Annotated in this window: 22 protein-coding genes and 1 pseudogene; 6 read left to right on the forward strand and 17 right to left on the reverse strand. The window is 71.6% G+C overall.

Going from position 1 to position 24289, the window contains the following annotated elements; genetic code table 11:
* Positions 1 to 131: 131 nt before the first annotated feature.
* From kynU to ACFRU2_RS23525, 9 genes are all read right to left on the reverse strand, one after another.
* On the reverse strand, positions 132 to 1343 hold the full coding sequence (gene kynU / locus ACFRU2_RS23485) for a kynureninase (protein WP_382975149.1): 1212 nt from the start codon (positions 1341 to 1343) through the stop codon (positions 132 to 134).
* Positions 1336 to 2184 (reverse strand): tryptophan 2,3-dioxygenase family protein, encoded by an 849-nt coding sequence (locus ACFRU2_RS23490; RefSeq protein WP_250748759.1) that lies wholly within the window; start codon positions 2182 to 2184, stop codon positions 1336 to 1338. The genes kynU and ACFRU2_RS23490 overlap by 8 nt, the downstream gene beginning before the upstream one ends.
* A gap of 185 nt (positions 2185 to 2369) precedes the next feature.
* Positions 2370 to 2783, reverse strand: coding sequence for a DUF3151 domain-containing protein (locus ACFRU2_RS23495; protein ID WP_382975152.1), 414 nt, complete (start codon positions 2781 to 2783; stop codon positions 2370 to 2372).
* Positions 2784 to 2920: 137 nt separating this feature from the next.
* Positions 2921 to 3943 (reverse strand): class II fructose-bisphosphate aldolase, encoded by a 1023-nt coding sequence (gene fbaA / locus ACFRU2_RS23500; protein WP_250748755.1) that lies wholly within the window; start codon positions 3941 to 3943, stop codon positions 2921 to 2923.
* 254 nt (positions 3944 to 4197) lie between these two features.
* Entirely contained in the window at positions 4198 to 4737 is a 540-nt protein-coding gene (gene pyrE, locus ACFRU2_RS23505; RefSeq protein WP_250748753.1) for an orotate phosphoribosyltransferase, read from the reverse strand.
* A 21-nt stretch (positions 4738 to 4758) separates the two neighbouring features.
* The gene (locus ACFRU2_RS23510) at positions 4759 to 5547 is read right to left on the reverse strand and encodes an aldose 1-epimerase (RefSeq protein WP_382975155.1); all 789 of its coding nucleotides are present in this window, start codon (positions 5545 to 5547) and stop codon (positions 4759 to 4761) included.
* Between the two features lie 65 nt (positions 5548 to 5612).
* Entirely contained in the window at positions 5613 to 6506 is an 894-nt protein-coding gene (locus ACFRU2_RS23515; RefSeq protein WP_382975157.1) for a CoxG family protein, read from the reverse strand.
* Between the two features lie 142 nt (positions 6507 to 6648).
* Entirely contained in the window at positions 6649 to 8331 is a 1683-nt protein-coding gene (locus ACFRU2_RS23520) for a polyamine aminopropyltransferase (RefSeq protein WP_382975159.1), read from the reverse strand.
* Between the two features lie 246 nt (positions 8332 to 8577).
* Positions 8578 to 9174: a DUF2617 family protein gene (locus tag ACFRU2_RS23525; protein WP_382975161.1), complete on the reverse strand. Its 597-nt coding sequence runs from the start codon at positions 9172 to 9174 to the stop codon at positions 8578 to 8580.
* Between the two features lie 755 nt (positions 9175 to 9929).
* Here ACFRU2_RS23525 and ACFRU2_RS23530 point away from each other — a divergent pair.
* Both ACFRU2_RS23530 and ACFRU2_RS23535 read left to right on the forward strand, forming a co-directional pair.
* Positions 9930 to 11114 (forward strand): pyridoxal phosphate-dependent aminotransferase, encoded by a 1185-nt coding sequence (locus ACFRU2_RS23530; RefSeq protein WP_382975163.1) that lies wholly within the window; start codon positions 9930 to 9932, stop codon positions 11112 to 11114.
* Positions 11115 to 11235: 121 nt separating this feature from the next.
* Positions 11236 to 12417, forward strand: a complete 1182-nt coding sequence (locus ACFRU2_RS23535) for a mannosyltransferase family protein (RefSeq protein ID WP_382975166.1) — start codon at positions 11236 to 11238, stop codon at positions 12415 to 12417.
* Positions 12418 to 12471: 54 nt separating this feature from the next.
* Here ACFRU2_RS23535 and ACFRU2_RS23540 read toward each other — a convergent pair whose 3' ends face one another.
* Both ACFRU2_RS23540 and clpB read right to left on the reverse strand, forming a co-directional pair.
* A complete protein-coding gene (locus ACFRU2_RS23540) occupies positions 12472 to 13020 on the reverse strand; it encodes a YbjN domain-containing protein (protein WP_382975168.1) in 549 nt (182 codons plus the stop codon).
* Positions 13021 to 13229: 209 nt separating this feature from the next.
* The gene (gene clpB, locus ACFRU2_RS23545) at positions 13230 to 15830 is read right to left on the reverse strand and encodes an ATP-dependent chaperone ClpB (RefSeq protein WP_382975170.1); all 2601 of its coding nucleotides are present in this window, start codon (positions 15828 to 15830) and stop codon (positions 13230 to 13232) included.
* Positions 15831 to 15950: 120 nt separating this feature from the next.
* Between clpB and ACFRU2_RS23550 the strand changes: the two genes are divergently transcribed.
* On the forward strand, positions 15951 to 16403 hold the full coding sequence (locus tag ACFRU2_RS23550; RefSeq protein ID WP_382975172.1) for a pyridoxamine 5'-phosphate oxidase family protein: 453 nt from the start codon (positions 15951 to 15953) through the stop codon (positions 16401 to 16403).
* Positions 16404 to 16566: 163 nt separating this feature from the next.
* On the opposite strand, the gene ACFRU2_RS23555 is transcribed toward ACFRU2_RS23550, so the two are convergent.
* Positions 16567 to 16878, reverse strand: a complete 312-nt coding sequence (locus tag ACFRU2_RS23555; protein ID WP_250748726.1) for a (2Fe-2S)-binding protein — start codon at positions 16876 to 16878, stop codon at positions 16567 to 16569.
* Positions 16878 to 17000 (reverse strand): hypothetical protein, encoded by a 123-nt coding sequence (locus tag ACFRU2_RS23560; RefSeq protein WP_266956434.1) that lies wholly within the window; start codon positions 16998 to 17000, stop codon positions 16878 to 16880. Before ACFRU2_RS23560 ends, ACFRU2_RS23555 begins: the two co-directional genes overlap by 1 nt.
* 190 nt (positions 17001 to 17190) lie before the next feature.
* Between ACFRU2_RS23560 and ACFRU2_RS23565 the strand changes: the two genes are divergently transcribed.
* Positions 17191 to 18210 (forward strand): helix-turn-helix transcriptional regulator, encoded by a 1020-nt coding sequence (locus ACFRU2_RS23565; RefSeq protein ID WP_382975175.1) that lies wholly within the window; start codon positions 17191 to 17193, stop codon positions 18208 to 18210.
* Positions 18211 to 18320: 110 nt separating this feature from the next.
* Here the strand turns inward: ACFRU2_RS23565 and ACFRU2_RS23570 are convergent, their stop codons facing one another.
* The 4 genes from ACFRU2_RS23570 to dnaK are packed head-to-tail and all read right to left on the reverse strand — an operon-like array spanning position 18321 to position 22532.
* Complete coding sequence (locus ACFRU2_RS23570) at positions 18321 to 18773, reverse strand: heat shock protein transcriptional repressor HspR (protein ID WP_351372556.1); 453 nt, start codon at positions 18771 to 18773, stop codon at positions 18321 to 18323.
* Position 18774: 1 nt separating this feature from the next.
* The gene (gene dnaJ, locus ACFRU2_RS23575; protein WP_250748719.1) at positions 18775 to 19962 is read right to left on the reverse strand and encodes a molecular chaperone DnaJ; all 1188 of its coding nucleotides are present in this window, start codon (positions 19960 to 19962) and stop codon (positions 18775 to 18777) included.
* Between the two features lie 39 nt (positions 19963 to 20001).
* Positions 20002 to 20685, reverse strand: coding sequence for a nucleotide exchange factor GrpE (gene grpE / locus ACFRU2_RS23580; protein ID WP_382975178.1), 684 nt, complete (start codon positions 20683 to 20685; stop codon positions 20002 to 20004).
* A complete protein-coding gene (gene dnaK / locus ACFRU2_RS23585; RefSeq protein WP_382975180.1) occupies positions 20685 to 22532 on the reverse strand; it encodes a molecular chaperone DnaK in 1848 nt (615 codons plus the stop codon). Before dnaK ends, grpE begins: the two co-directional genes overlap by 1 nt.
* Positions 22533 to 22782: 250 nt before the next feature.
* On the opposite strand from dnaK, the gene ACFRU2_RS23590 reads away from it, so the two are divergent.
* On the forward strand, positions 22783 to 23325 hold the full coding sequence (locus tag ACFRU2_RS23590; RefSeq protein ID WP_382975182.1) for a sugar transferase: 543 nt from the start codon (positions 22783 to 22785) through the stop codon (positions 23323 to 23325).
* A 110-nt stretch (positions 23326 to 23435) separates the two neighbouring features.
* A pseudogene (locus tag ACFRU2_RS23595) lies at positions 23436 to 24289 on the forward strand (iron-sulfur-binding reductase); the annotation flags it as partial.

The following is a 24289-nucleotide window of genomic DNA, read 5'->3' on the forward strand; positions in this document are numbered from 1 at the left end:
TTTTTCTGGGGTCTGGGAAGGGGTGGCTCTTAGCGGCCCGGGACGTTCATCTCTGGGGGGGGCGGGGGAGACCCCGACCCGGGGGGTTCCGGACCCCCCCCCCCGCGGTGATGTGACGTTTCGCTACCGGTTCACCCGAAAATGTGACCCAGTACGCGCGCCGCACGCTCCGCGTCCGCGAAGCCGACGTACAGCGGGGTGAATCCGAACCGCAGGACGTCGGGGGCCCGGAAGTCCCCGATCACCCCGCGGGAGATGAGCTCGCGCATGACCTCGTCCGCGTTCTCCGTGCGCAGCGACACCTGGCTGGCGCGCTGATCGTGTTCCTCCGGGGTGACCAGCTCGACCTTGCCCGCCGGGACGTACGCCGCCACGCAGTCGAGGAAGAAGTCGGTCAGCGCGAGGGACTTCGCGCGGACGTCCTCGACCGCGACCCCGTCCCAGGCGTCCAGGGCGGCCTCCAGCGCGAGCATGGACAGGATGTCCGGGGTGCCGACGCGGGCCCGCGCCACGCCCTGCGCGGCCTCGTAGGAGGGGGTCATCGCGAACGGGTCCGCATGGCCGTTCCAGCCCGGCAGCGGGGAGTCGAAGGCGGACTGGTGGCGGGCGGCGACGTACAGGTACGCGGGGGCGCCGGGGCCGCCGTTGAGGTACTTGTACGTGCAGCCGACCGCGAGGTCCACCGCGTGCGCGTCGAGGCCGACGGGCAGCGCCCCGGCGGTGTGGCACAGGTCCCAGACGACGAGCGCCCCGGCGGCGTGCGCGGCCGCGGTGAGGGCGGGGAGGTCGTGCAGGCGGCCGGTGCGGTAGTCGGCGTGGTTGAGGAGGACCACGGCGGTGTCCGGGCCCATCGCCCCCGCGGCGGCGGCCGGGTCGACCGGGACGACGCGCAGGCCCGTCATCCGGGCCGCCGACTCGGCGATGTAGCCGTCGGTGGGGAAGGTGGCGGCGTCCACGAGCAGCTCGGTCCGGCCGGGTGCGGCCAGCCGGGCGGCGCCGACCAGGGCCTTGAAGAGGTTGACGCTGGTGGAGTCGCCGACGACCACCTGGCCGGCCGCGGCGCCGACCAGCGGGGCTATCCGGTCGCCGATGCGTTCGGGGGCGTTCCACCAGTTGGCTTCGCCCTCGGTCCAGGAGCGGATCAGGCGGGTGCCCCACTGCTCCGTGACGACCTCGGCGAGGCGGGCGGCCACCCCTGCGGGGAGGGCGCCCAGGCTGTTGCCGTCGAGGTAGACCACGCCCTCGGGGAGGGCGAAGCGGTCGCGGAGCTTGCCGAGGGGGTCGGCCGCGTCGAGGGCTTCGGCGCGGGCCGCGAGGTCGGAGCCCGGGTTCGTGTCAGACATGGCTGCGCGCCGTCCACAGTTCCGGGAAGACGTTCTTCTGGGCCCGCTTCTCCAGCCAGGTCACGCCGGCCGAGCCGCCGGTGCCCGTCTTCGCGCCCATCGCGCGCCGGGTGGCGACCAGGTGGTCGTTGCGCCAGCGCCAGACCAGCTCGGCGACGTCGGTGAGGACCTCGCCGAGGCGGTGCAGGTCCAGGTGGGCGTCCGGGGTCGCGTACAGAGCGGTCCAGACGGCTTCGACCTCGGGCGAGGGCTCGTAGCGCTGCGAGAGGTCGCGGTCGAGGACGGAGGCCGGGACGGGGAGGCCGCGGCGGGCGAGGAGGCGCAGCACCTCGTCGTAGAGGCTGGGCTCCTGGAGGGCCTTCTCCAGCTCCGCGTGGACGCGCGGGGCGCCGCGGTGCGGGACCAGCATGGAGGCGGCCTTGTCGCCGAGCAGGAACTCCATCCGGCGGTACATCGCCGACTGGAAGCCGGAGCCCTCGCCGAGGGCGGCGCGGTACGCGTTGAACTGGCCCGGGGTCAGCTGGGCGAGGGGGCGCCAGGAGGCGTTGAGAGCCTCCAGCTCGCGGAGGGATCGTTTCAGCGCGTCCATCGCGACGGGGAGCTCGTCCTCGCGGAGCGCCTTCGCGGCGGTCTCCCACTCGTGGACGATGACCGTGAACCACAGCTCCATGACCTGGGTGGTGACCAGGAAGACCATCTCGCCCGGGTCGTCCGAGCGCAGGTGCTGGAGGTGGGTGAGGACGTCCGCCTGGACGTAGTCCTCGTAGGGGGTCGTGCCGGCGAAGTCGAGGTTCGGGGTGTCCGAACCGCCGTCTCCGGAGGCATCAAGGGCGTGCGACATCGCTGTCTCCTCGATACGTGCTTCCGGGTAGCGGTCCGCTCCTTCCGGTGAGGTGAGTGGAGCTCCGGTCCCCTGTCCGCATCATAAGACCGTCGTGCCGCAGGGCTTCAATAGTCAGTGGCGCACGTCACTTCCCGCGACCGGGCGGGCCCCCGAGGAGCCCACCCGGTGCGGGAGCGTTCGCGTCAGGCGCCGAGGACGTCCGCGGCCGTCTCGGAGGAGTCGCGCAGGAAGGTCGAGCAGCGCTCGTACTCCTCCTTCTCGTCGATCGCGCCGGCCGCGCGGGCCAGGGCGTTCAGGGCGCGCAGGAAGCCGCGGTTCGGCTCGTGCTCCCACGGCACCGGACCGTGGCCCTTCCAGCCCGCGCGGCGCAGCGCGTCCAGGCCACGGTGGTAGCCCGTACGGGCGTACGCGTACGACTCGACGGTGCGGCCGGCCGCGAAGGCCTCGTCGGCGAGGAGGGCCCAGGCGAGGGAGGACGTCGGGTGCGCGGCGGCCACCTCGACGGCCGGGGTGCCCGCGGCGATGGCCGCGATGCCCGGCTCGTCGGGGAGGTGGGTGGGGGCGGGGCCCCCGAGGAGGTTCTGGTGAAGAGACATGCGCCCCAGTCTGGCGGATGGGGGACGCCGGCATGCGCGAAGGGCCCGGCCCCGCCGTCCGTGGACGGTGGAGCCGGGCCCTTCCGGGAAGCCGCTGCTACGTGAGCTCGGCGCCCGTTACTCGAGCTCGGTGCCCGTTACTTGAGCTTGGTGCCCGTGGAACGCAGGTTCGCGCAGGCCTCGGTGACGCGCGCGGCCATGCCGGCCTCGGCGGCCTTGCCCCACGTGCGGGGGTCGTACTTCGACTTGGTGCCGACCTCGCCGTCGACCTTCAGGACCGCGTCGTAGTTGCGGAACATGTGGTCCACGACCGGGCGGGTGAAGGCGTACTGGGTGTCGGTGTCGAGGTTCATCTTCACGACGCCGTTCTCCAGCGCGGTGGCGATCTCCTCGGCCGTGGAGCCCGAGCCGCCGTGGAAGACGAAGTCGAACGGGGAGGACTTGCCGTACTTCTCGCCGACGCCGGCCTGGAGGTCCTTGAGGAGCTCGGGGCGCAGGACGACGTTGCCCGGCTTGTAGACGCCGTGCACGTTGCCGAAGGAGGCGGCCAGCAGGTAGCGGCCCTTCTCGCCCAGGCCCAGGGCCTCGGCGGTGCGCAGCGCGTCGTCGACGGTGGTGTACAGCTCGTCGTTGATCTCGTGGCTGACGCCGTCTTCCTCGCCACCGGTCGGGGTGATCTCGACCTCGAGGATGATCTTCGCGGCGGCGGCCTTGGCGAGCAGCTCCTGGCCGATGGCCAGGTTGTCGGACAGGGTCTCGGCGGAGCCGTCCCACATGTGCGACTGGAAGAGCGGGTTGAGGCCGCGGGCCACGCGCTCGGCGGAGATCTCGAGCAGCGGGCGGACGTAGCCGTCCAGCTTGTCCTTGGGGCAGTGGTCCGTGTGCAGCGCGACGGTGATGTCGTACTTGGCGGCCACGATGTGCGCGAACTCGGCCAGGGCGGCGGCGCCGGTGACCATGTCCTTGTTGTACTGGCCACCCAGGAACTCCGCACCACCGGTGGAGATCTGGATGATGCCGTCGCTCTCGGCCTCCGCGAAGCCGCGCAGTGCAGCGTGCAGGGTCTGGGTCGAGGTCACGTTGATCGCCGGGTAGGCAAACTTGCCTGCCTTCGCCCGGTCGAGCATCTCGTTGTAGACCTCGGGGGTTGCGATGGGCATCTGTCCGCTCCTTGGATGTGCGGGGAGTGTGCTTATTGCGGGCCCTGACCTGGGGGCGACGTTGCCGTCGTCCCCATCTTTCCAGACTCGCGCCCCCACTCCACCTCCACGACGGTGCCGCGCGGCCCGATCCGGGGGGAGTGTTTCACGTGAAACACTCCCCCCGGCCGAAAAGACGCAGGTCAGGGCCTACTTCCGGACGTCCGGGGACCTAAGTCACCAGTTGTGCGGAAGCACGACCCACCGTCCAAGGGTTAGGACAAACCGAGGTCGTCCAGCTGGTAGCCCGTGAGGTAAGGCAGGCCGGCGGCCGCGATGGCGTCGGCCGCACCGCGGTCGACGATCGTCGCGACGGCCACGACCTCGCCGCCGGCCTCGCGGACCGCCTCGACGGCGGTCAGCGGGGAACCGCCGGTGGTCGAGGTGTCCTCGACCACCAGGCAGCGCTTGCCCTTCACGTCGGTGCCCTCGATGCGGCGCTGCATGCCGTGCGCCTTCTGCGCCTTGCGGACGACGAAGGCGTCCAGGCGCGCGCCGCGCGCGGCGGAGGCGTGCAGCATCGAGGTGGCGACCGGGTCGGCGCCCAGCGTCAGGCCGCCGACGCAGTCGAACTCCAGGTCGGCGGTGAGGTCGAGCATGACCTGGCCGACCAGCGGGGCGGCTTCGCCGTCCAGGGTGATCCGGCGGAGGTCGATGTAGTAGTCGGCCTCGCGGCCGGAGGAGAGGATCACCTTGCCGTGCACGACGGCCTTGTCCTTGATCTGCTGCAGAAGCGCATCGCGTACGTCACTCATGGCCCCGAGCTTAATTGGGCACTACCCGAGCCGCCGCCACGTCCACGTCGTGGAGATCTCCAGCGGGTCCACGGGGGTGACCAGCTGGGGCAGGCTGTTCAGCCCGTTCGGCGGGCCCGACTGCGGTTCCACGCAGACGGCCTCGGGCTCCTCGTCGTAGACGACCACCCATTCGGAGCGGCTGGTGACCTTCAGCTCCAGGGCGTCGGGCCAGGTGAGGGTGACGTCGACCCCGTAGGGCATGCCGAAGCAGTCGTCCCAGGGGCCGGGCTTGGGGTCGATGCGGTTGCCGGTGGGCAGGTGGTCGGCTCCGCGCTCCTCCTGCCAGGCGGCCTCGAAGTCGATGCGCACGTCGGACCCGCCGTCGGCGAGGTTGCGCCGGAACCAGGGGTGCCAGCCGGCCTGCGCCGGGAAGGAGTCCCCGTAGGTCTCGATGCCCATCGTCAGGGTCAGGGCGTTCTCGCCGAGCTCGAAGATCTGGGTGACCAGGCCCTCGTACGGCCACGGATCGGCGAGCGGGTACGTGAAGGCGGCCTCGGTGCCGGTGGCCCGGGCGCGGCGCCAGGCGGCGTCGCGGCCGAAGCCGTGGATGGCGTGCGGCGGGTGGTTGAGCGGGAGCTGGTGCAGGGTCGCACCGTCCTGGAACTGCCCGTCCCTGGTCCGGCCGCACCACGGGACCATGGGGAAGGACCCGTAGTGGTCCCCCTGCCTCAGCAGCTCCGTCCCGTCGATGCGCAGACTGCTGATCCGGCAGCCGTTCTCCTGGTCGATGGTCACCTCGGCGCCGCCGGCGCGCAGTTGCGTACTCATGCCATGACCTTAGTCAGCCCGACGGGGTGATCAGGGCCGTGCGGGGAAGCGGGCGGGTCCCCGGGTCAGCGGCGGCGGCGCAGGGCGCGGCCCAGCAGGACCGCCGAGGCCACGGCCACGGCGGCGGCCGGGGCGATCCAGCGGAGGCCGGCGCCGGCCGAGGCGGAGGTGGGGGCCGGGACCGGGGCGTAGCGACCGCGCGGGGGCGCGTGGTCCACCTCCTCCGCGCTGCGGCCGATCATCGTGCGGCGGGCGTGCGCGGCCTCGGCCGGCGGGCGCGGGGGGCCGCCGAGGTCCCCGAGGTCGGCCATGCCCTCGAAGGTGCCCTCCAGGAACGGGTCCAGGGACGGGGGCGGGACCTCGGTGTCGAACACGGACGCGGTGACCTCGGTGAACCCCGGGCCGGGGTCCTCACGGTCCTGGTCGGAGTCGGAGTCAGCGTCGGCGTCGGCGTCCGAGTCCACTCCTGCGGCCGAGTCGACGTCCGCGTCCAGGTCCGCCACCACGTCGGCGGGCCCGGTGGCGCCGTCGACCGCGAGGGCCGCGAGGTGCCCGGCGGCCCGGTCCAGGAGGCGGTGCGCGGCCGTGGCGGCCGCGTCGGGGGCGAAGGCGGCGGCCCGGCCGTCGGCGGCGGACTCGGCGGTGAACTCCAGCAGGGTGCCGCCGTCCGCCCCGGTCAGGAGCAGCGCGAGGGAGAGCTTCACGGTCCCGCTCCCCCGCACCTCGGTGCCCTCGCCGACGAGGGTGAAGCGGTCCGGGTCCTGCTCGGTGACGGAGAGGGTGCCGCGGTAGGTGACGGTGTGTCCGCCGACCCGCACCTTCAGCCGGCCGGACAGCGGCCCGGCCTCCGTATCGGCGTCCTGCTGGAGCCCCGGCACGCATCGCGCCAGCCGGGCGGGGTCGCGCAACACGGCGCGGACGTCGGCGGAGGGGACCGGTACGAACACCTGATGCTCCATGCGAACGAGCCTACCGACGCGGCAGCCCGGCCACGAGTACCCCGGCCACCTCGGCTACGGGGAGCCCGGCCACGTCGGCCACGACCACCCCGCGCCACGATCACCCCGGGCCACGATCACCCCGCGCCACGATCACCCCGGGCTACGAGTACCTCGGGTGCGGCAGCGTCGACGGCGGGAGCCCCGCCACCCGGGTGCGCTCCGTGTCCCGGGCCGCGTCGGCCAAGGACTGCGTGGACAGGGAGCGCAGGGCGGGCGTCTCCCGGTCCACCCGCAGCCGGGGCGCGCCCTCGCGGGCCGCCAGGACGAAGCCCCAGTCCTGCGGCAGCTTCGCCGCGGAGGCGGCGGCCGCGCCGAGCACCCGGTCGGGGCCGGCGGCGAAGCCCGAGAGGCGGCCGCCCGCGCTGTAGGGGGCGGTGCGCAGGCCGGCCGCGCGCAGGGTGGCCTCGACGGTCCAGTAGGTACGGGGCCTGGTGCCCGGGGGTCCCGCGTGGACGGCGAGCCGCCCGCCGGGGCGCAGGGCCCGCGCGGCCAGCCCGTAGAACTCCTGCGAGTACAGCTTCGTGCTGGGGGTGATCCCGGGGTCGGGCAGGTCGGAGACGATGACGTCGAACCGGGCCCGGGCGGCGGGTGCGCGCAGCCAGCGGAAGGCGTCCGCGGTCACGACGCCGAGGCGCGGGTCCTCGTACGCCCGCCCGTTCAGCTCGGAGAGCTTCGGGTCGGTCCGGGCGAGCCGCACGACTCCGGGGTCGAGCTCGACGACGGTGACGGAGGCGACGTCGCGGTAGCGCAGCACCTCGCGGGCGGCGAGGCCGTCGCCGCCGCCGAGGACGAGGACGCTGGTGTGTGCGCCGGTCATCGCGGGGTGCACGAGGGCCTCGTGGTAGCGGTACTCGTCGTAGCCGCTGACGCGCAGGCGGCCGTCGAGGAAAAGGTCGAGGGAGCGCGGTGAGCCGTTCGGGGGACCGGTGAGGACGAGTTCCTGCACTCCGGTCTGGACGGCGACGCGCACCTCGCCGCCGTAGACGGCGCGGCGGGCGACGCGTTCGAAGTCGTCGGCGAGGACGGTCGCGCAGCCCAGGACGGCGAGGACGGTGATGTTGACGGCGACGAGCAGCCAGCGGGCGCGGGGGCTCAGGTCCCGGCGGAACAGCCACAGGACGAGTCCGCCGCCGGCGACGACGTTGACGGTGCCGGTGAGCATGGCACCGGTGAGCTGGCCGAGGACGGGCAGCAGCAGGAACGGGAAGGCGAGGCCGCCGACGAGGGCGCCGACGTAGTCGGCGGCGAACAGGTCGGCGACGGCGCCGCCCGCGTCCTGTCTGCGGATGCGCTGGATGAGGACCATCAGGAGCGGGATCTCTGCGCCGATGAGCACGCCGATGGCGAAGGAGAAGGCGACCAGTGCGGGCCGGGACTCCCCCAGCCAGGCGAAGCTGGCGTAGAGCGCTATGGCGGAGAGCCCGCCGAGCAGGGCGAGACCGGCTTCCACGAGGGCGAAGCCGAAGGCGGGGCGGGCGCGCAGGGCCTTGGCCAGCAGGGATCCGACGCCCATGGCGAAGACCATGACGGACAGCACGACCGACGCCTGGGTGACGGAGTCGCCGATGAGGTACGAGCCGAGGGCGAGCAGCTCCAGTTCGTATACGAGCCCGCAGGCGGCGCAGACGAACACGGTGGCCAGGACGAGGAGTCGGCCGGTCCTGGGCCGTACGGGCAGGGTGGCCAGGACACCGGGGGCGCTGCCCACACCGCGCGGCTCCGGAGCCGGGGGGCGGCGCCACCGGGTGCGGAGCACCCCGCGCGGGGCGGAACGGTCGATCATGAAGCGAACCGTACGTCACCGCCTGCTCGCATCCGGTCACCCACATGGGTGTAAGTGGCGCACTGGTTCGGGCAGTTGGCGTAACGGCCCGGCAACTCCGCGACCCCGTGACCCCGAGGCCTCCGGATCCGCGCCGGCGCCCGGCACCCGGGGTGCGGGGCGCGGGGCGCGGGGCGCGGCACCGACGGCACCAGCGGCACCAGCGACACCGGACGACGCGGGCCACCCCGATCCGGAAGAGGCGCCCTAGATCAGCACGGCCGACTCCACGGCGGGCGCGGCGGCGGGCGCGGCGGCGGCAGCACCCGCGCTCCCGCCCGGAGCCGCCGCCGGACCGGCCGTCCGTACGCCGACCCGGGTGCGCGTCGCCACCAACTGCCCTTCCTGCGGGTACGCGTGCCAGGTCCGCCACCGCACCTGGCCCTCGTAACGCTGCGCGAGCATGGCGGTGAAGGCGTGCGGGCTGCCGGGGAAGGTGCCGGCGAGCCCGTTCGGGTGGTCCGCGACCAGCGCGAGCAGTTCCTGCGCCCGCCCGGCGAAGGAACCGCGCGAGAGGTTCTCGACCCGCGCGGCGAACTCGTACTCCCAGTCGCCGACGCGCTTGGCCACGCCGAGCGGAAGCGGGGTGCTGCTGCCGGGCATGCAGGCGACGGTCTCGGAGCAGAGCACGTCGCCCTCCTCCAGGAGCACCTGGTGGGAGGCCCCGAGCAGGCGCAACTCCACTTTCGCGCCACCCAGTTCGAGGTTCAGTACGGCCAGGGCGGGCAGCCGCTCCCGACCCAGGGCCCAGGCGAGATCGGCGGCACGCGTGTCGGTATAGGTGGTCTGGAGGGTCGTGAGCATGAGTCGGCTCCGCAAACGCGCGAGGGAGATGGGCCGGGGCCCGCCAGCGGTAGTCAACGGGTGGGGGGACACCGGCACGGGTCCACAGGAAGTCCAGGGAGGTCCGAGGACTGGTCTACTCAACCGAGGGAATCATGAAAGGCACGGCACTCACAGCGTTTTTACCCAAGTTGCAGGGGTTTACATCCCCTCGGGGGCTACACAGTTCACGTGTTCAACAGCATGCCGCCCGTACGCCGTAATGCGCGGCCGTGACGTCCGAACAAGAAGACGCCCGACGGAAGTTGTGCCCGGCGGGCGCCTCACCTATGCGGGACGCGGTACGAAGGTGGTCCGACGTCGGAAGCCATGGATCCATGCTGCCCCGTGTCAGCTGGAACCGCATCCTCCGCCGCCACCGCAGGACGAGGAGGAGCCACCGCAGCTGGACGAGGAGGAGCCGCACGAGGAGGAGGACGAATGTCCGGAGTCTCCCCCGACCCACCAGGCCCCGCTGCCACTGCTGTCACTCGAGCCACTTCCGCCACTGCCGCCCCGACCGCCGCCACGGCCGGCCTTGACCGCCACCGCGACGATCGCGAGGGCCACCACCACAAAGATCACGATTCCGAGGATCATCCCCCGACCCCTCTCTGCTCCCCCGGTTCCCCGGGGTGCGGGATCCCCTTCGTCCCGCGTGCTGGGGGGATGCCCGCGCCCTACGCGGCCCAAAGCACACTTGAGCAAGTCCAGAGCTTCCCCGCAGGATTGCGCCCATGAGCGATCCCGAGCACCCCGCCCTCCCCGCCCGCCCCTTCCTCAACCGCAAGCTGGCGGCCTTCGGCACCACGATCTTCGCGGAGATGTCCGCCCTGGCCACCGCCACGGGCGCGATCAACCTCGGCCAGGGGTTCCCCGACACCGACGGCCCCGCCGAGATCGCCGAGGCGGCGGCGCGCGCGATCCGCGACGGCCGGGGCAACCAGTACCCGCCGGGCCCCGGCGTTCCGGAGCTGCGTACGGCGATCGCCGCCCACCAGCAGCGCTTCTACGGCCTGGCCTACGACCCGGACACCGAGGTGCTCGTCACCGCCGGGGCCACCGAGGCCATCGCGGCCTCGCTCCTCTCCCTCCTCGAACCGGGCGACGAGGTCATCGCCCTGGAGCCCTTCTACGACTCCTACGCCGCCTGCATCGCGATGGCCGGAGCCGTCCGGGTGCCGCTGACCCTGCGCGCCCCCGACTTCCGCCTCGACGTGGACGCCCTGCGCGCGGCGATCACCCCGCGCACCCGCCTCCTGCTCCTGAACACCCCGCACAACCCCACCGGCACGGTCCTGACCCCCGCCGAGCTGGCCGCGGTCGCCGAACTCGCCGTCTCCCGGGACCTCCTCGTCATCACGGACGAGGTCTACGAGCACCTGGTCTTCGAGGGCGCCCACACCCCGCTGGCCAGCCTGCCCGGCATGCGCGAGCGCACCGTCACGATCTCCTCCGCCGGCAAGACCTTCTCCTTCACCGGCTGGAAGGTCGGCTGGGTGTCGGGGACGCCCGAGCTGGTCACGGCGGTCCGCTCGGCGAAGCAGTTCCTGACGTACGTGTCCTCGGGCCCCTTCCAGTACGCGATCGCCGAGGCCCTCGCCCTGCCCGACGCGTACTACGACTCCTTCCGCGCGGACCTGGCCGCCAAGCGCGACCTCCTCTCCGACGGCCTCGCGGCGGCCGGCTTCGAGGTGTTCCGCCCGCAGGGCACCTACTTCGTCACCACCGACATCACCCCCCTCGGCGAGCGCGACGGCCTCGCCTTCTGCCGGACCCTGCCGGAACGCTGCGGGGTGGTCGCCATCCCGAACCAGGTCTTCTACGACGACAAGGCCGCCGGAGCCACCCACGTCCGCTGGGCCTTCTGCAAGCGCACCGACGTCCTGGAGGAGGCGGTGCAACGGCTGCGGCGGCTCTGAGCCGGGTGCACGCCGGAGCCGGGCACGCCGCGGTCCGTGCCCGGGGCTCCGTGGCCTTGCCGTCGTAGGGTTTCCCCCACGTGGCGACTCCGACCGGGAGCCCCCCAGAAAGTCGGGACGCATGGCGACGACGCACACGCTGTCGAGCGGCACACGGCCCGGGCAGCGCCCCGGCCGGGCCGGCCGGATCCCCGCTCCCCTCCTCGCGCTCGGGGTGTACGCCGCCGTGCGCGGGGCCGGGGTGGTCGCGGTCGCCGTGGCGGCCTGGTGGACCGGGCGCAGCCCCCTGCGGGTGCTCGGGGAGTCCTGGGACTCCGTCTGGTACCTGCGGATCGCCGAGCACGGCTACGGGCGGACCCAGATCTATCCCGGCATCGGGTCCGTGCAGAGCGATTCCGCGTTCTTCCCGCTCTACCCCGTCCTGATCCGCTGCGCCTCCGCCGTGCTGCCCGGCCCGCTGACCGTCGCCGCGCTGGCCGTCGCCTGGATCGCGGCGGGCGCGGCCGCCGTGGGGGTGTACCGGGTCGGGGAGCACCTGCTCGGGGCCCGTGCCGGGCTGCTGCTCGTCGCGCTGTGGGCGGCGCTGCCGCACGCCCTCATGCTGACCCTCGCCTACACCGAGCCCCTGCTGGCCGCCTTCGCGGCCTGGGCCCTGTACGCCCTGCTGCGGGGCCGCTGGGGGTGGGCGGCGGGGCTCGCCGTGCTCGCGGGGCTGACCCGGCCCACCGGGATCGCGGTCGCCGCAGCCGTGACGGCCGCCGCCGCGTACGAGATCTTCCGGCGGCGGGGCCGCGCGCCCGCGGCGGTGTGGGCGGCCGGGCTGGCCGCTCCCGCGGGCTGGGCCTCGTACGTCCTGCTCGTCGGTGTGCGCCGGGAGGATCCGCTCGGCGGCTACTTCGCCGTCCAGAGCGGCTGGGGCTCGCGCTTCGACTTCGGCGCGGGGGCGCTGCGCTCCGCGCGGCACGCGCTGGGCTCGCCCGGGAGCGTGGAGCTCGCCACGATCGTGACGGTGGTCCTGCTGGCGGCCGCACTGGTGCTCGCCGGGCTGCTGGCGGCCGACCGCAGGATCCCGCTGCCGCTGCTCGTGTACACGGGCGTGCTACTGGTGATGACCTACGGCGGTGCGGGCTTCTTCGAATCGAAGCCGCGCTTCCTGCTGCCCGCGTTCCCGCTGCTGCTGCCGGCGGCGGCCCTCATGGCGAAAGCCCGGCCGCGCACCGCGGTCGTGGTGACCGGGGTGCTGGCCGGGCTCTCGTACGCGTACGGGCCGTACCTGCTGCTCGCGTCCGGGGTGGCGCCGTAGGGCGGGCGCCACGAGGGGCCGGACGCGGACCGCGGGGACGGGGACCGCGAAGACCTAGTTGGTCTCGCTGTCGCCGCCCTCTTCGTCGTCCTTGTCCGCGGAGTCGACTTCCTTCTCCAGGCCGAACTGCTCGACGAGCCACTTGTCGAACTCGATCGACGCGCGGACCCAGCTGACCGTGGAGGACACGAAGTGCTCCAGGTTCACGCCGGTGCCGATCAGCATCTGCGCCTCGCCGATCAGGCGGACGGAGCCGTCGTCGTGCGTGTGGCTGTAGACCTTGGGCCACAGGGTGCGGCGGTTCCAGTCGTCGATGGACTCGAGGAGCTGGGCCTTCTCTTCGATCTTGTGCGGGCGGTCGTAGAACGTCCGCACGGAGAAGACCTGCTGCTCGTCCTCGCCGCGGAACATGAAGTAGGTGCGGAAGTCCTCCCACGGCGCCGCGAGGTCACCCTCGTCGTCGACGACGTACTTGAGCTCCATCTGCTCCAGGAGCTGCTTGACCAGATCCTGGTCGGGGACGACGGGGCCCGCCGGTCCAGTGGCCTGCGGGTCGGGCTGCTGCCCTCCGAAGTTCGGAATCGAGGCCGGGTCGATGCTCACCGTGTGACTTCCCTTCGTGCGGATGCGGCCATCCTCCCCCATCGCGCCCACCCCGTGTCCACCCCGGAAGGGCCCGATCCGCGCAGGGCGGACAGGAGTATGGCCCGGGTAAGCCGGGCCCCGGGGGTTCCGGGGCCCGGCTGAGCCGGTATTGCGCCGGATTACGGCCATACCGGCCAGGGCCGTGGAGCCGGGCCGTACGGCCCCGGCTACAGCGCCTTGCCCACCAGCAGGTCGTCGCCCGCCACGGACACCCGGACGGTGTCGCCGTCGCGGACCTCGCCCGCGAGGATCTCCTTGGCCAGGCGGTCGCCGATGGCCGTCTGGATCAGGCGGCGCAGGGGGCGGGCGCCGTACGCCGGGTCGTTGCCCTTGTCCGCCAGCCAGGCCAGGGCCTCGGGCGTGACGTCCAGGGTCAGGCGGCGTTCGGCGAGGCGCCGGGCGAGCCGGCCGATCTGGAGCTCGGCGATGTGGGCGAGCTCGGCCCCGCTCAGGGCGGAGAAGACCACCAGGTCGTCGAGGCGGTTGAGGAACTCCGGCTTGAAGGAGGCCCGCACCACGTCCAGGACCCGGGCCTTCTTCTCGTCCACACCTGTGGACGGATCCATCAGGAACTGGCTGCCCAGGTTCGAGGTCAGGATCAGGATGGTGTTGCGGAAGTCCACGGTGCGGCCCTGGCCGTCCGTGAGGCGGCCGTCGTCGAGGACCTGGAGCAGGACGTCGAAGACCTCGGGGTGGGCCTTCTCCACCTCGTCCAGGAGCACCACGCTGTACGGGCGGCGGCGGACGGCCTCCGTGAGCTGGCCGCCCTCCTCGTAGCCCACGTAGCCGGGCGGGGCGCCGACGAGACGGGCCACGCTGTGCTTCTCGCCGTACTCCGACATGTCGATGCGGATCATGGCCCGCTCGTCGTCGAAGAGGAAGTCCGCCAGGGCCTTGGCCAGCTCCGTCTTGCCCACGCCGGTCGGCCCGAGGAAGAGGAACGAGCCGGTCGGCCGGTCCGGGTCGGCGATGCCCGCACGGGTGCGGCGCACGGCGTCGGAGACGGCGCGCACGGCCTCGCCCTGGCCGATCAGGCGGCGGCCCAGCTCCTCCTCCATGCGGAGCAGCTTCTGGGTCTCGCCCTCCAGGAGGCGGCCGGCCGGGATGCCCGTCCAGGCGCCGACCACGTCCGCGATGTCGTCGGGGCCGACCTCGTCCTTGACCATGGCGTTTTGAGTCGACCCGGTGCGCGAGACCTCGGCCTCGGCTTCGGTGGCCTCCGCGAGCTCGTGCTCCAGGGCCGGGATCTCCCCGTAGAGCAGCTTGGAGGCGGTGTCGAAGTCCCCGTCGCGCTGGGCGCGCTCGGCCTGGCCGCGCAGGTCGTCCAGGCGCTCCTTGAGCTCGCCGACCCGGTTGAGGGACTGCTTCTCCTTCTCCCAGCGGGCGGTGAGGCCCCGCAGGTCCTCCTCCTTGTCGGCGAGGTCCTTGCGGATCTTGTCGAGGCGTTCACGGGAGGCCGGGTCGGACTCGTTGTTCAGGGCCAGCTCCTCCATGCGCAGGCGGTCGACCGAGCGCTGGAGCTCGTCGATCTCCAGCGGGGAGGAGTCGATCTCCATGCGGAGCCGCGACATGGACTCGTCGACGAGGTCGATGGCCTTGTCGGGGAGGAAGCGGGAGGTGATGTAGCGGTCGGAGAGGGTGGCCGCGGCGACGAGCGCGCTGTCGTTGATGACGACCTTGTGGTGGGCCTCGTAGCGGCCCTTGAGCCCGCGCAGGATCGCGATGGTGTCCTCGACGCTCGGCTCCGCCACCAGCACCTGCTGGAAGCGCCGCTCCAGCGCCGGGTCCTTCTCGATCCGCTCGCGGTACTCGTCGAGGGTGGTCGCGCCGACCATGCGCAGCTCGCCGCGGGCCAGCATGGGCTTGAGCATGTTGCCCGCGTCCATGGAGGAGTCCCCGCCGGCGCCCGCGCCGACGACGGTGTGCAGCTCGTCGATGAAGGTGATGATCTGGCCGTCGCTGGACTTGATCTCCGCGAGGACCGTCTTGAGGCGCTCCTCGAACTCGCCGCGGTACTTGGCTCCGGCCACCATCGCGCCGAGGTCCAGGGAGACGAGCCGCTTGTTCTTCAGGGACTCGGGGACGTCGCCCTTGACGATGCGCTGGGCCAGGCCCTCGACGACGGCGGTCTTGCCGACGCCGGGCTCGCCGATGAGCACCGGGTTGTTCTTCGTACGGCGCGAGAGCACCTGGACGACCCGGCGGATCTCTTGGTCGCGGCCGATGACCGGGTCGAGCTTGCCCTCGCGGGCCGCCGCCGTGAAATCGGTGCCGAACTTCTCCAGGGCCTTGTACTGGCCCTCGGGGTCGGGGGTGGTCACCCGCCGCCCTCCTCTTGCGTTCTCGAAGGCCTCGCGCAGCTTCTTCGCGGTCGCGCCCTGTCCGGAAAGGAGCTCACCGGCCGCGCCGCCCTTGGCGGCGATGGCGATGAGCAGGTGTTCGGTGGAGAGGTACTCGTCGCCGAGCTTCCCGGCCTGCGCGTCGGCCTCGGCCAGTACGGCGAGCAGCTCGCGGCTGGGCTGCGGGGGCGCGACCGTGGAGCCCGTGACGCTGGGCAGGGCGGCGAGCAGCCGGTCCGCCCCGGCGCGTACGGCGGCCTGGTCGGCGTCGGTCGCGGCGAGCAGGTCGGTGATGTTCTCGTTGTCCTCGCCGGCGAGCAGCGCCAGCAGCAGGTGCGCGGGCGTCAGGTCCGCGTGCCCGTCCTTGACGGCCCTGGTCGTGGCCGCGTTCAGCGCGTCCCGGCTCCTGTTGGTCAGCTCCGCATCCACGGGCGGCTCTCCCTTCCTGCTTCGATTCCCCAGTGCATGGGCACTGCATGTGCTTTACATGAGTAACCTGCACAAAGTTGAGTCTATTCCACTCAAGGTAGGGGGACGTACCCTTCGCGCATGTCGACTCCCAGCCCGGCCGGCACGGCCCGCCCCGCCCAAGACGTACTCAACCCGACGCCGGAGTACCTCGCCTTCTGGCGGGAGCGGCACATCTGCACGCTGACCACCCACCGCCCCGACGGCAGCCCGCACGTGGTCCCGGTGGGCGTGACCTACGACCCGGAGGCCGGGCTGGCACGGGTGATCAGCAACAAGCACAGCAAGAAGGTCCGCAACGTGCTGGCGTCGCAGGGCCAGGGCGGCCCGCAGGGCGGGGCCCGGGTGGCGGTGTGCCAGCTGGAGGGGCGGCGCTGGGCGACCCTGGAGGGCCGCGCGGTGGTCCGTGACGACGAGGCCTCGGTCGCGGAGGCGGTCCGGCGCTACGCGGAGCGGTACGGGCGGATGCCCTCGCCGAACCCGGACCGGGTGGTCGTGGAGATCAGCCTGGACCGGGCCATGGGGCGCGCGTAACGCGCGCGGCCGGGCGTACCCGCTTCGACGATGTCCGGTTGAACGATGTCCGGTTCAACCACTGGACACGGACATCACAGCGACGCCATCGTGGTCAGGTCCACGATGGCGTCGCTGTGTGGGGGGTAGTGCCTGAGCGATCTGCGACGACAGGGGAATCGCTTCAGGCACTGCGGGGGGTGGCGGCGGATTCGGGCTCGAAAAGTTGGTGATCACGCTGGTCCAGATTGACGAAGACCATGCCGTACCGGATCTCGCAGCGGACGGGCTGCGGTGCGCCTCGGGGGCGGCGCAGACAGCGGTAGGCGCGGACGTCCTCGTCCTCTTCCCGCACCACGATGATCGGCTGGCCGAACAAGGTGACCTTCAGCGAGTCACCGACGTAAGGAATGGCGCTGGTGAGATCGATGAACTGCCAGCCGGAGCGGTAGGCCGATGCCATTTCACGGCGGAAGCCGTGATCGTCGGGCGTCATCAGTCCCAGCCGAGGTCGTTGGTCGACGCGGTGGCCGAGTCCCAGCCCAAGTCGTTGGGCGTCGAGTCCCAGCCCAGGTCGGGCTTGCCTATCGACACGGCGGGCGCGTCGGTACCCCCCACGTCCCCACCGAAGGCGTTGACTGCCCCAATGACCGCGGCGGCGGAGAACCCAATGGCAAGTACCGAGCGAAGCATTCTCTTGTACATGGTCGGCTTCGTCCTCACTTGATGGAAATCTTCTCCCCCGCGTGTCAGACGATGGCTTATTCGGGCACGTCGCTGCCACAGGGACGATGCATCATGTTCTTGCATGTTCAGGACCCTGGGGGGTGGAGATTTGCCCAGAAACAACACAAAGCCGACACATCCCCACCCCGTCACGTCCATGTGCGCCGAGGGGACGCGTCTCTACACGGCGGCGCTGAGCACCGGCCGGGTGACCCGCGGCGAGGTCGAGAACGCCCCCTGCCTGCTCGAATTCGCTCTCCTGAGGCCCGACCCCGATGACGCGAACCAGCTCCGCGCGGTTCCCCCGTCCGTCGCGCTCGCCCAGCGGCTCCATCCGCTCGAACGGGAGATTCAGGACCGGCGCCGGGACACCATAGATCTCACCGACGCATTCGAGCCGTTTCTGACCATCAGCGCCCAGAGCCCCGCGAACACCCACGCCATCACCGTGCTGGAGGGCTTCGACCAGATCCACACCGCCCTCGACCAGGCCACCGCGGAGTGCCGGACCGAGGTGCTGACGGTACAGCCGGGCGGCGCACGGTCCACATCGGTGCTCACGGAGGCGCTGGAGCGCGCCGCTCCCCTCGTCAACCGCGGGGTGCGCATAAGGACGCTCTACCAGCACACCGTGCGGCACAGTCAGGGCACGCTCGCCTACGTGGACCGGATCTCCGCGGGGGAGGTCGAGATCCGCACGCTCGAAGAGCTCATGGAGCGTCTCATGATCTTCGACCGCACGGTGGCCTTCATCCCCACGAGCGACGACCGAAGAACGGCCCTGGAACTGCGCCACCCCGGGCTGGTCGACTACCTCATCAAGGTCTTCGAGCAGCTGTGGCACCGTGCCGTGCCGCTGTCGGCGGAGGTGACGTACCAGCACACCCCCGGCGGCATCTCCGGCGTGCAGCGCTCCATCGCCCAGCTCCTCATCGAGGGACACGTGGACGAGGCCATCGCGCGCCGGCTGGGGATGAACGTACGGACCTGCCGCGCCCACATCGCCAAGCTGGCGGCCTCCCTGGGCAGCGGCAGCCGGGCGCAGCTCGGGTTCCTCATCGCCCGGTCGGGGATGCTGGAGGACCCGGAGCGCCGGCTCTGAGAGCCGTCACTCAGGGGCCCTCAGAGGCCCTCAGGGCGCCGTGACGGATGCAGAAGGCCCCGCCCGGTGAAACCGGGCGGGGCCTTCGCTTCGCGTCCGTACGGGCGCGCTCAGTCCATCGGGCGCTTGGGCGCCGGCCGCCAGACGACCAGGGCACTGCCCGGCTGCGGAGGCTGGTACGGGACCAGGTCGCGCCGGTACGAGGCGTGCACTTGGGCCTCGCGCTGCTGGAGCACCGCTGCGGCGCCGTCGACGGCGCTCGAGAGCTCGGCCACGCGCTGCTGGAGCGCGGCGACCTGGTTCTCCAGCTCGATGATCCGCTTGATGCCGGCCAGGTTGATGCCCTCTTCCTGGGACAGCGCCTGCACCGTGCGGAGCAGTTCGATGTCACGGGCCGAGTAGCGCCGGCCGCGCCCGGCCGTACGGCCCGGGGAGACCAGGCCGAGACGGTCGTACTGGCGCAGGGTCTGCGGATGCAGGCCCGAGAGCTGGGCGGCCACCGAGATCACGTAGACCGGGGTCTCATCGGTGAGCTGGTACTGGCTCCTACGGCGGCCGTCCATGTCATGCTCCCTTCGCGGACTCGAACAGCGCGGAGCGCGGGTCCTCGGACTCCGTCGCCTCGCGGTACAGCTCCATGGCCTCGCGGGCCTTGTCGTTCAGCTCGGTCGGGACGGCGACCTCCACCGTCACGAGCAGGTCGCCGCGGGTGCCGTCCTTGCGGACCGCCCCCTTGCCGCGCGCCCGCATCGTGCGGCCGCCCGGGGTGCCCGGCGGCAGCTTCAGCGTCACCGAGGGGCCGTTCAAGGTCGGGACCTTGATGTCGGCTCCGAGCGCCGCCTCCGCGAAGGTCACCGGAACGGTCACCGTGAGGTTGTCGTCCTTGCGGCCGAAGACCGGGTGCGCGTCCACGTGCACGACCACGTACAGGTCACCGGCCGGGCCGCCGCGCTCGCCCGGAGCTCCCTTGCCGCGCAGCCGGATCCGCTGGGAGTCGGAGACTCCCGCCGGGATCCGGACCTGCATGGTCCGGGAACTGCGGGCCCGCCCGCTGCCCTTGCAGATGTCGCAGGGGGTCTCGGCGATGAGGCCGCGGCCCTTGCAGTCCGCGCAGGGGTCGGTCAGCGAGAAGCCGCCGCCGCTGCCGCGGGACACCTGGCCGGTGCCGACGCAGGTCGGGCACACGCGGGGCGTGCCGTTCTTGTCGCCGGTGCCCGAACAGGCCTTGCAGGGCGCCTGCGAGGACATCCGGAGCGGGACCGTGGCCCCGTCCACCGCCTCCGTGAAGGAGAGGGTGACCTCCGACTCGATGTCCTGGCCGCGGCGCGGCTGGGTACGGGTCCCCGCACCTGCGCCGGCGCCGCCGCGGTTGAACAGGCCGCCGAAGACGTCGCCCAGACCGCCTCCGCCGAAACCGCCGCCCGCGCCGCCCTGCTGCTGGCCTCCGAAGAGGTCGCCGAGGTCGAAGTTGAACGAGCCGCCGCCCCCGCCGGGACCGGGGCGGAAGCCACCGTTCCCGAACAGGGCGCGGGCCTCGTCGTACTCCTTGCGCTTCTTGGCGTCACCGAGGATGTCGTTCGCCTCGGAGATCTCCTTGAAGCGCTCCTCGGCCGAGGCGTCGCCCTTGTTGGCGTCCGGGTGGAACTCGCGGGCGAGCTTCCGGTACGCCTTCTTGATCTCGGCCTCGGTGGCGTCCTTCGGGACACCGAGGACCTTGTAGTAGTCCTTCTCGACGAAGTCCTTCGTGCTCATCCCCGGTGTCCCTCCTCTCGTGCCTCTACTTGTTCAACCTCAGCCGTTGTCGGCTGCATCCGCGTCCTTGTCGGACGGGTCCGACGGAGAGTCGGCCTCCGCCGCCTCGGACTTCGGGGCCGCGCCCGGCTGGGGCTCGGCCACCGCGACCCGCGCGGGACGGATCGTACGCTCGCCGATCCGGTAGCCCGGCTGCAAGATCGCCACGCAGGTGTCCTCGGTGACGTCCGGCGCGTACGAGTGCATCAGGGCCTCGTGGATCGTCGGGTCGAAGGGCTCGCCCTCCTTGCCGAACTGCTGCAAGCCCATCTTGGCCGCGGCGGTCTCCAGCGATTCGGCCACCGACTTGAAGCCGCCGACCAGCTCGCCATGTTCCCGCGCCCGGCCGATGTCGTCCAGGGTCGGGAGCAGCTCCGTCAGGAGGGACGCGACCGCGATCTCCTTGACGGCGATGCGGTCCCGCTCCACCCGGCGGCGGTAGTTCTGGTACTCCGCCTGGAGCCGCTGGAGGTCCGCGGTGCGCTCGCCGAGCGCGGTACGGGCCTGGTCCAGCTGGGCCAGGAGGGCGGTCTCCTGGCCGGACTGTGCTGCTGCGGAGTCCCCGGCCGGGGCCGCGGCCTCCTCCTTGGAGGAAGCTGCGGCCTTCGGCTCGGCGGCGTCGTCAGGCGTGCCGTCGGCGGGGACTTCGGGCTTCTCGTCGAAGCCCGGGGTCTCCTCCGACATCAGGCAGCGCCACCCTTCGGCTTCTCGTCGTCGACGATCTCGGCGTCGACGACGTCGTCGTTGGCGTCGGCGGCCTGCTGGGCACCCTCGGCGCCGGCGGCACCCTGGGCGGCCTGGGCGTCGGCGTAGATCGCCTGGCCGAGCTTCTGGCTGACGGCACCGAGCTTCTCGGTCGCGGTGCGGATCTCGGCAGCGTCCTCGCCCTTGAGCTTTTCCTTCAGCTCGGCGATGGAAGCCTCGACCTCGTCCTTGACGTCGGCCGGAACCTTGTCCTCGTTGTCCTTGACGAACTTCTCCGTCTGGTACACGAGGCTCTCGCCCTGGTTGCGGGACTCGGCCGCTTCCTTGCGGCGCAGGTCCTCGTCCGCGTACTGCTCCGCCTCCTGGCGCATGCGGTCGACCTCGTCCTTGCCGAGCGAAGAGCCGCCGGTGACGGTCATCTTCTGCTCCTTGCCAGTGCCCAGGTCCTTGGCAGTGACGTGCATGATGCCGTTCGCGTCGATGTCGAAGGAGACCTCGATCTGCGGGACGCCACGCGGGGCCGGCGGCAGGCCGGTCAGCTCGAACATGCCGAGCTTCTTGTTGTACGCCGCGATCTCGCGCTCGCCCTGGTAGACCTGGATCTGCACGGACGGCTGGTTGTCCTCGGCCGTCGTGAAGATCTCGGACCGCTTGGTCGGGATCGTGGTGTTGCGCTCGATGAGCTTGGTCATGATGCCGCCCTTGGTTTCGATACCCAGGGACAGCGGGGTCACGTCGAGGAGCAGGACGTCCTTGACCTCACCCTTGAGAACGCCCGCCTGGAGGGTCGCGCCGATGGCGACGACCTCGTCCGGGTTGACGCCCTTGTTGGCGTCCTGACCGCCGGTGAGCTCCTTGACGAGCTCGGCGACGGCCGGCATGCGGGTGGAGCCGCCGACCAGGACCACGTGGTCGATCTCGGACAGGTTGATGCCCGCGTCCTTGATGACGTTGTGGAACGGGGTCTTGCAGCGGTCGAGCAGGTCCGCGGTCAGCTGCTGGAACTGGGAGCGCGTGAGCTTCTCGTCCAGGTGCAGCGGGCCCTCGGCGGAAGCCGTGATGTAGGGCAGGTTGATCGAGGTCTCCGTGGAGGAGGACAGCTCGATCTTCGCCTTCTCGGCGGCCTCGCGCAGGCGCTGGAGCGCCATCTTGTCCTTGGCCAGGTCGACGCCGTGACCGTTCTGGAACTGCTTCACCAGGTAGTCGACGACGCGCTGGTCCCAGTCGTCGCCACCGAGGTGGTTGTCACCGTTGGTGGCCTTCACCTCGACGACGCCGTCGCCGATCTCCAGGAGGGACACGTCGAAGGTGCCGCCACCGAGGTCGAAGACGAGAATGGTCTGGTCGTCCTTGTCGAGACCGTAGGCCAGGGCGGCGGCCGTCGGCTCGTTGACGATGCGCAGGACGTTCAGGCCCGCGATCTCGCCGGCCTCCTTCGTCGCCTGACGCTCGGAGTCGTTGAAGTAGGCCGGGACGGTGATGACCGCGTCCGTGACCTTCTCACCCAGGTAGGCCTCGGCGTCGCGCTTCAGCTTCTGCAGGATGAAGGCGCTCATCTGCTGCGGGTTGAAGTCCTTGCCATCCAGGTTGATCTTCCAGTCAGTGCCCATGTGGCGCTTGACGGAGCGGATGGTCCGGTCCACGTTCGTGACCGCCTGGCGCTTGGCCACCTCGCCGACGAGGACCTCGCCGTTCTTGGCGAAGGCGACGACGGACGGCGTGGTCCTGGCGCCCTCGGCGTTGGTGATGACGGTGGGCTCGCCGCCTTCCAGAACGCTGACGACGGAGTTAGTGGTGCCCAGGTCGATGCCGACCGCACGTGCCATTTTGATTCCTCCAGCTGACTTGAGTGGAACAGACTCAAGAGTGCATCACCGCTCCGTCGGTGTCAACAGAGGTGAGTCGAGGCGACTCAACCTTTAGGCCACCCTTACGCGCAACCAGCCGAGTCCGGCCCCGCCGGCACTTGAGGCTCGGGGTCCGGGGCGGAGCCCCGGCGGTGGAGCCGCACCCGAACGGGGCACCCCGGCCGCGCGGCAACCGCACAACCGCCGTAGGCACCGGCACGGTGCTGGCATGCCTCTGCTGCTACGCCTCCCCGCCCGGCCAGGGTCATGGCCATGGCCCGCCAGGCCGTCGGCCAAGCGGGTGCTCGACCTCGCCGGAGCGGCGCTCCTGCTCGGGGTGCTCCTCGTCCCGCTGCTGCTGGCCGCCGGACTGCTGTACGCGACCCAGGGCGCGGGCGTCCTCGTGCGCGAGTCGGCGGCGGGCCTGGCCGGGCGGCCCTACCGGGCGTGGCGGTTCCGCGTCGGCAAGGGCCGGGCCGGGGCGGCGCTGGAGCGGTGCGCGCTGGACGGACTGCCGCAGCTGCTCAACGTGGTGCGGGGCGAGATGTCGCTGGTCGGGCCGCGCCCCGGGAACGGCCTGGCGGACCGGCCCGAGCGGCTCCTCGTACGGCCCGGGATGACCGGACTGTGGCAGGTGAGCGCACGTTCGGACCTGCCGTGGGAGGAGATGGACCTGCTGGACCGGCACTATGTGGAGAACCACTGGCTGGGGATGGACCTGGCGATCCTCGCGCAGACCCCGCGGGCGGCCTGGCGGCACAGGCAACCCTGAGCGACGCAGATCACCGCGCGCTCGGCTACATTGCGGCGTCGGGACTGGGTAACCTCAAGCCTTGACTGGATAAGTTACCGCTTAGTAAGTGCGCTCGAGGAGCCCTCCCCATGCAACTCGCCGCGATCCTCGTGTCGCTGGTCCTGACCGTGGTCGGCGTCGCGCTGCTCGCCCGAGCCGTGGCGCAGATCTACCGCTTCGTGAAGCTCGGACAGCCCGTACCGGCAGGCAGCCGTACGGACGACCCGAAGTCCCGAACGCTCACCCTGGTCCGGGAGTTCCTCGGCCACAGCCGGATGAACCGCTGGGGCCTCGTCGGCTTCGCGCACTGGTTCGTCGCGATCGGCTTCCTGACGCTGCCGCCCACGCTGGTGCAGGCGTACGGGCAGCTCTTCCAGGCGGACTGGGTGCTGCCGATCGTCGGCGGCTTCCTGCCGTTCGAGCTCTACATCGAGTTCATCGGCCTGATGACGGTGGCCGGCATCCTCGTCCTGATGGGGATCCGCCTCGCGTCGCTGCCCTCGCGGGCCGGCCGCAAGTCGCGCTTCGCCGGCTCGAAGGCCTGGCAGGCGTACTTCGTCGAGTACATCATCCTGACCATCGGCCTCGCGATCCTGTGCCTGCGCGGCCTCGAAGGCGCGATCCACCACGTGGACTCGTACGAGCCGGCGTACTTCGTCTCGTACCCGCTGGTGCTGGCCTTCAAGGGCATGTCGCTCGGCGCGCTGCAGAACGCCATCTACTTCACCGCGATGATCAAGATCGGCACCTCGCTGATCTGGATGATCGTGGTGTCGCTGAACACCAACATGGGTGTGGCCTGGCACCGGTTCCTGGGCTTCCCGAACATCTGGTTCAAGCGGAACGCGGACGGCGCGGTCGCGCTGGGCGCGCTCCAGCCGATGACCAGCGGTGGGAAGGTCATCGATTTCGAGGACCCGGGCGAGGACGACGTCTTCGGTGT

Source organism: Streptomyces sp. NPDC056883 (assembly GCF_042788835.1).
Taxonomy (GTDB): Bacteria; Actinomycetota; Actinomycetes; order Streptomycetales; family Streptomycetaceae; genus Streptomyces; species Streptomyces stoeckheimensis.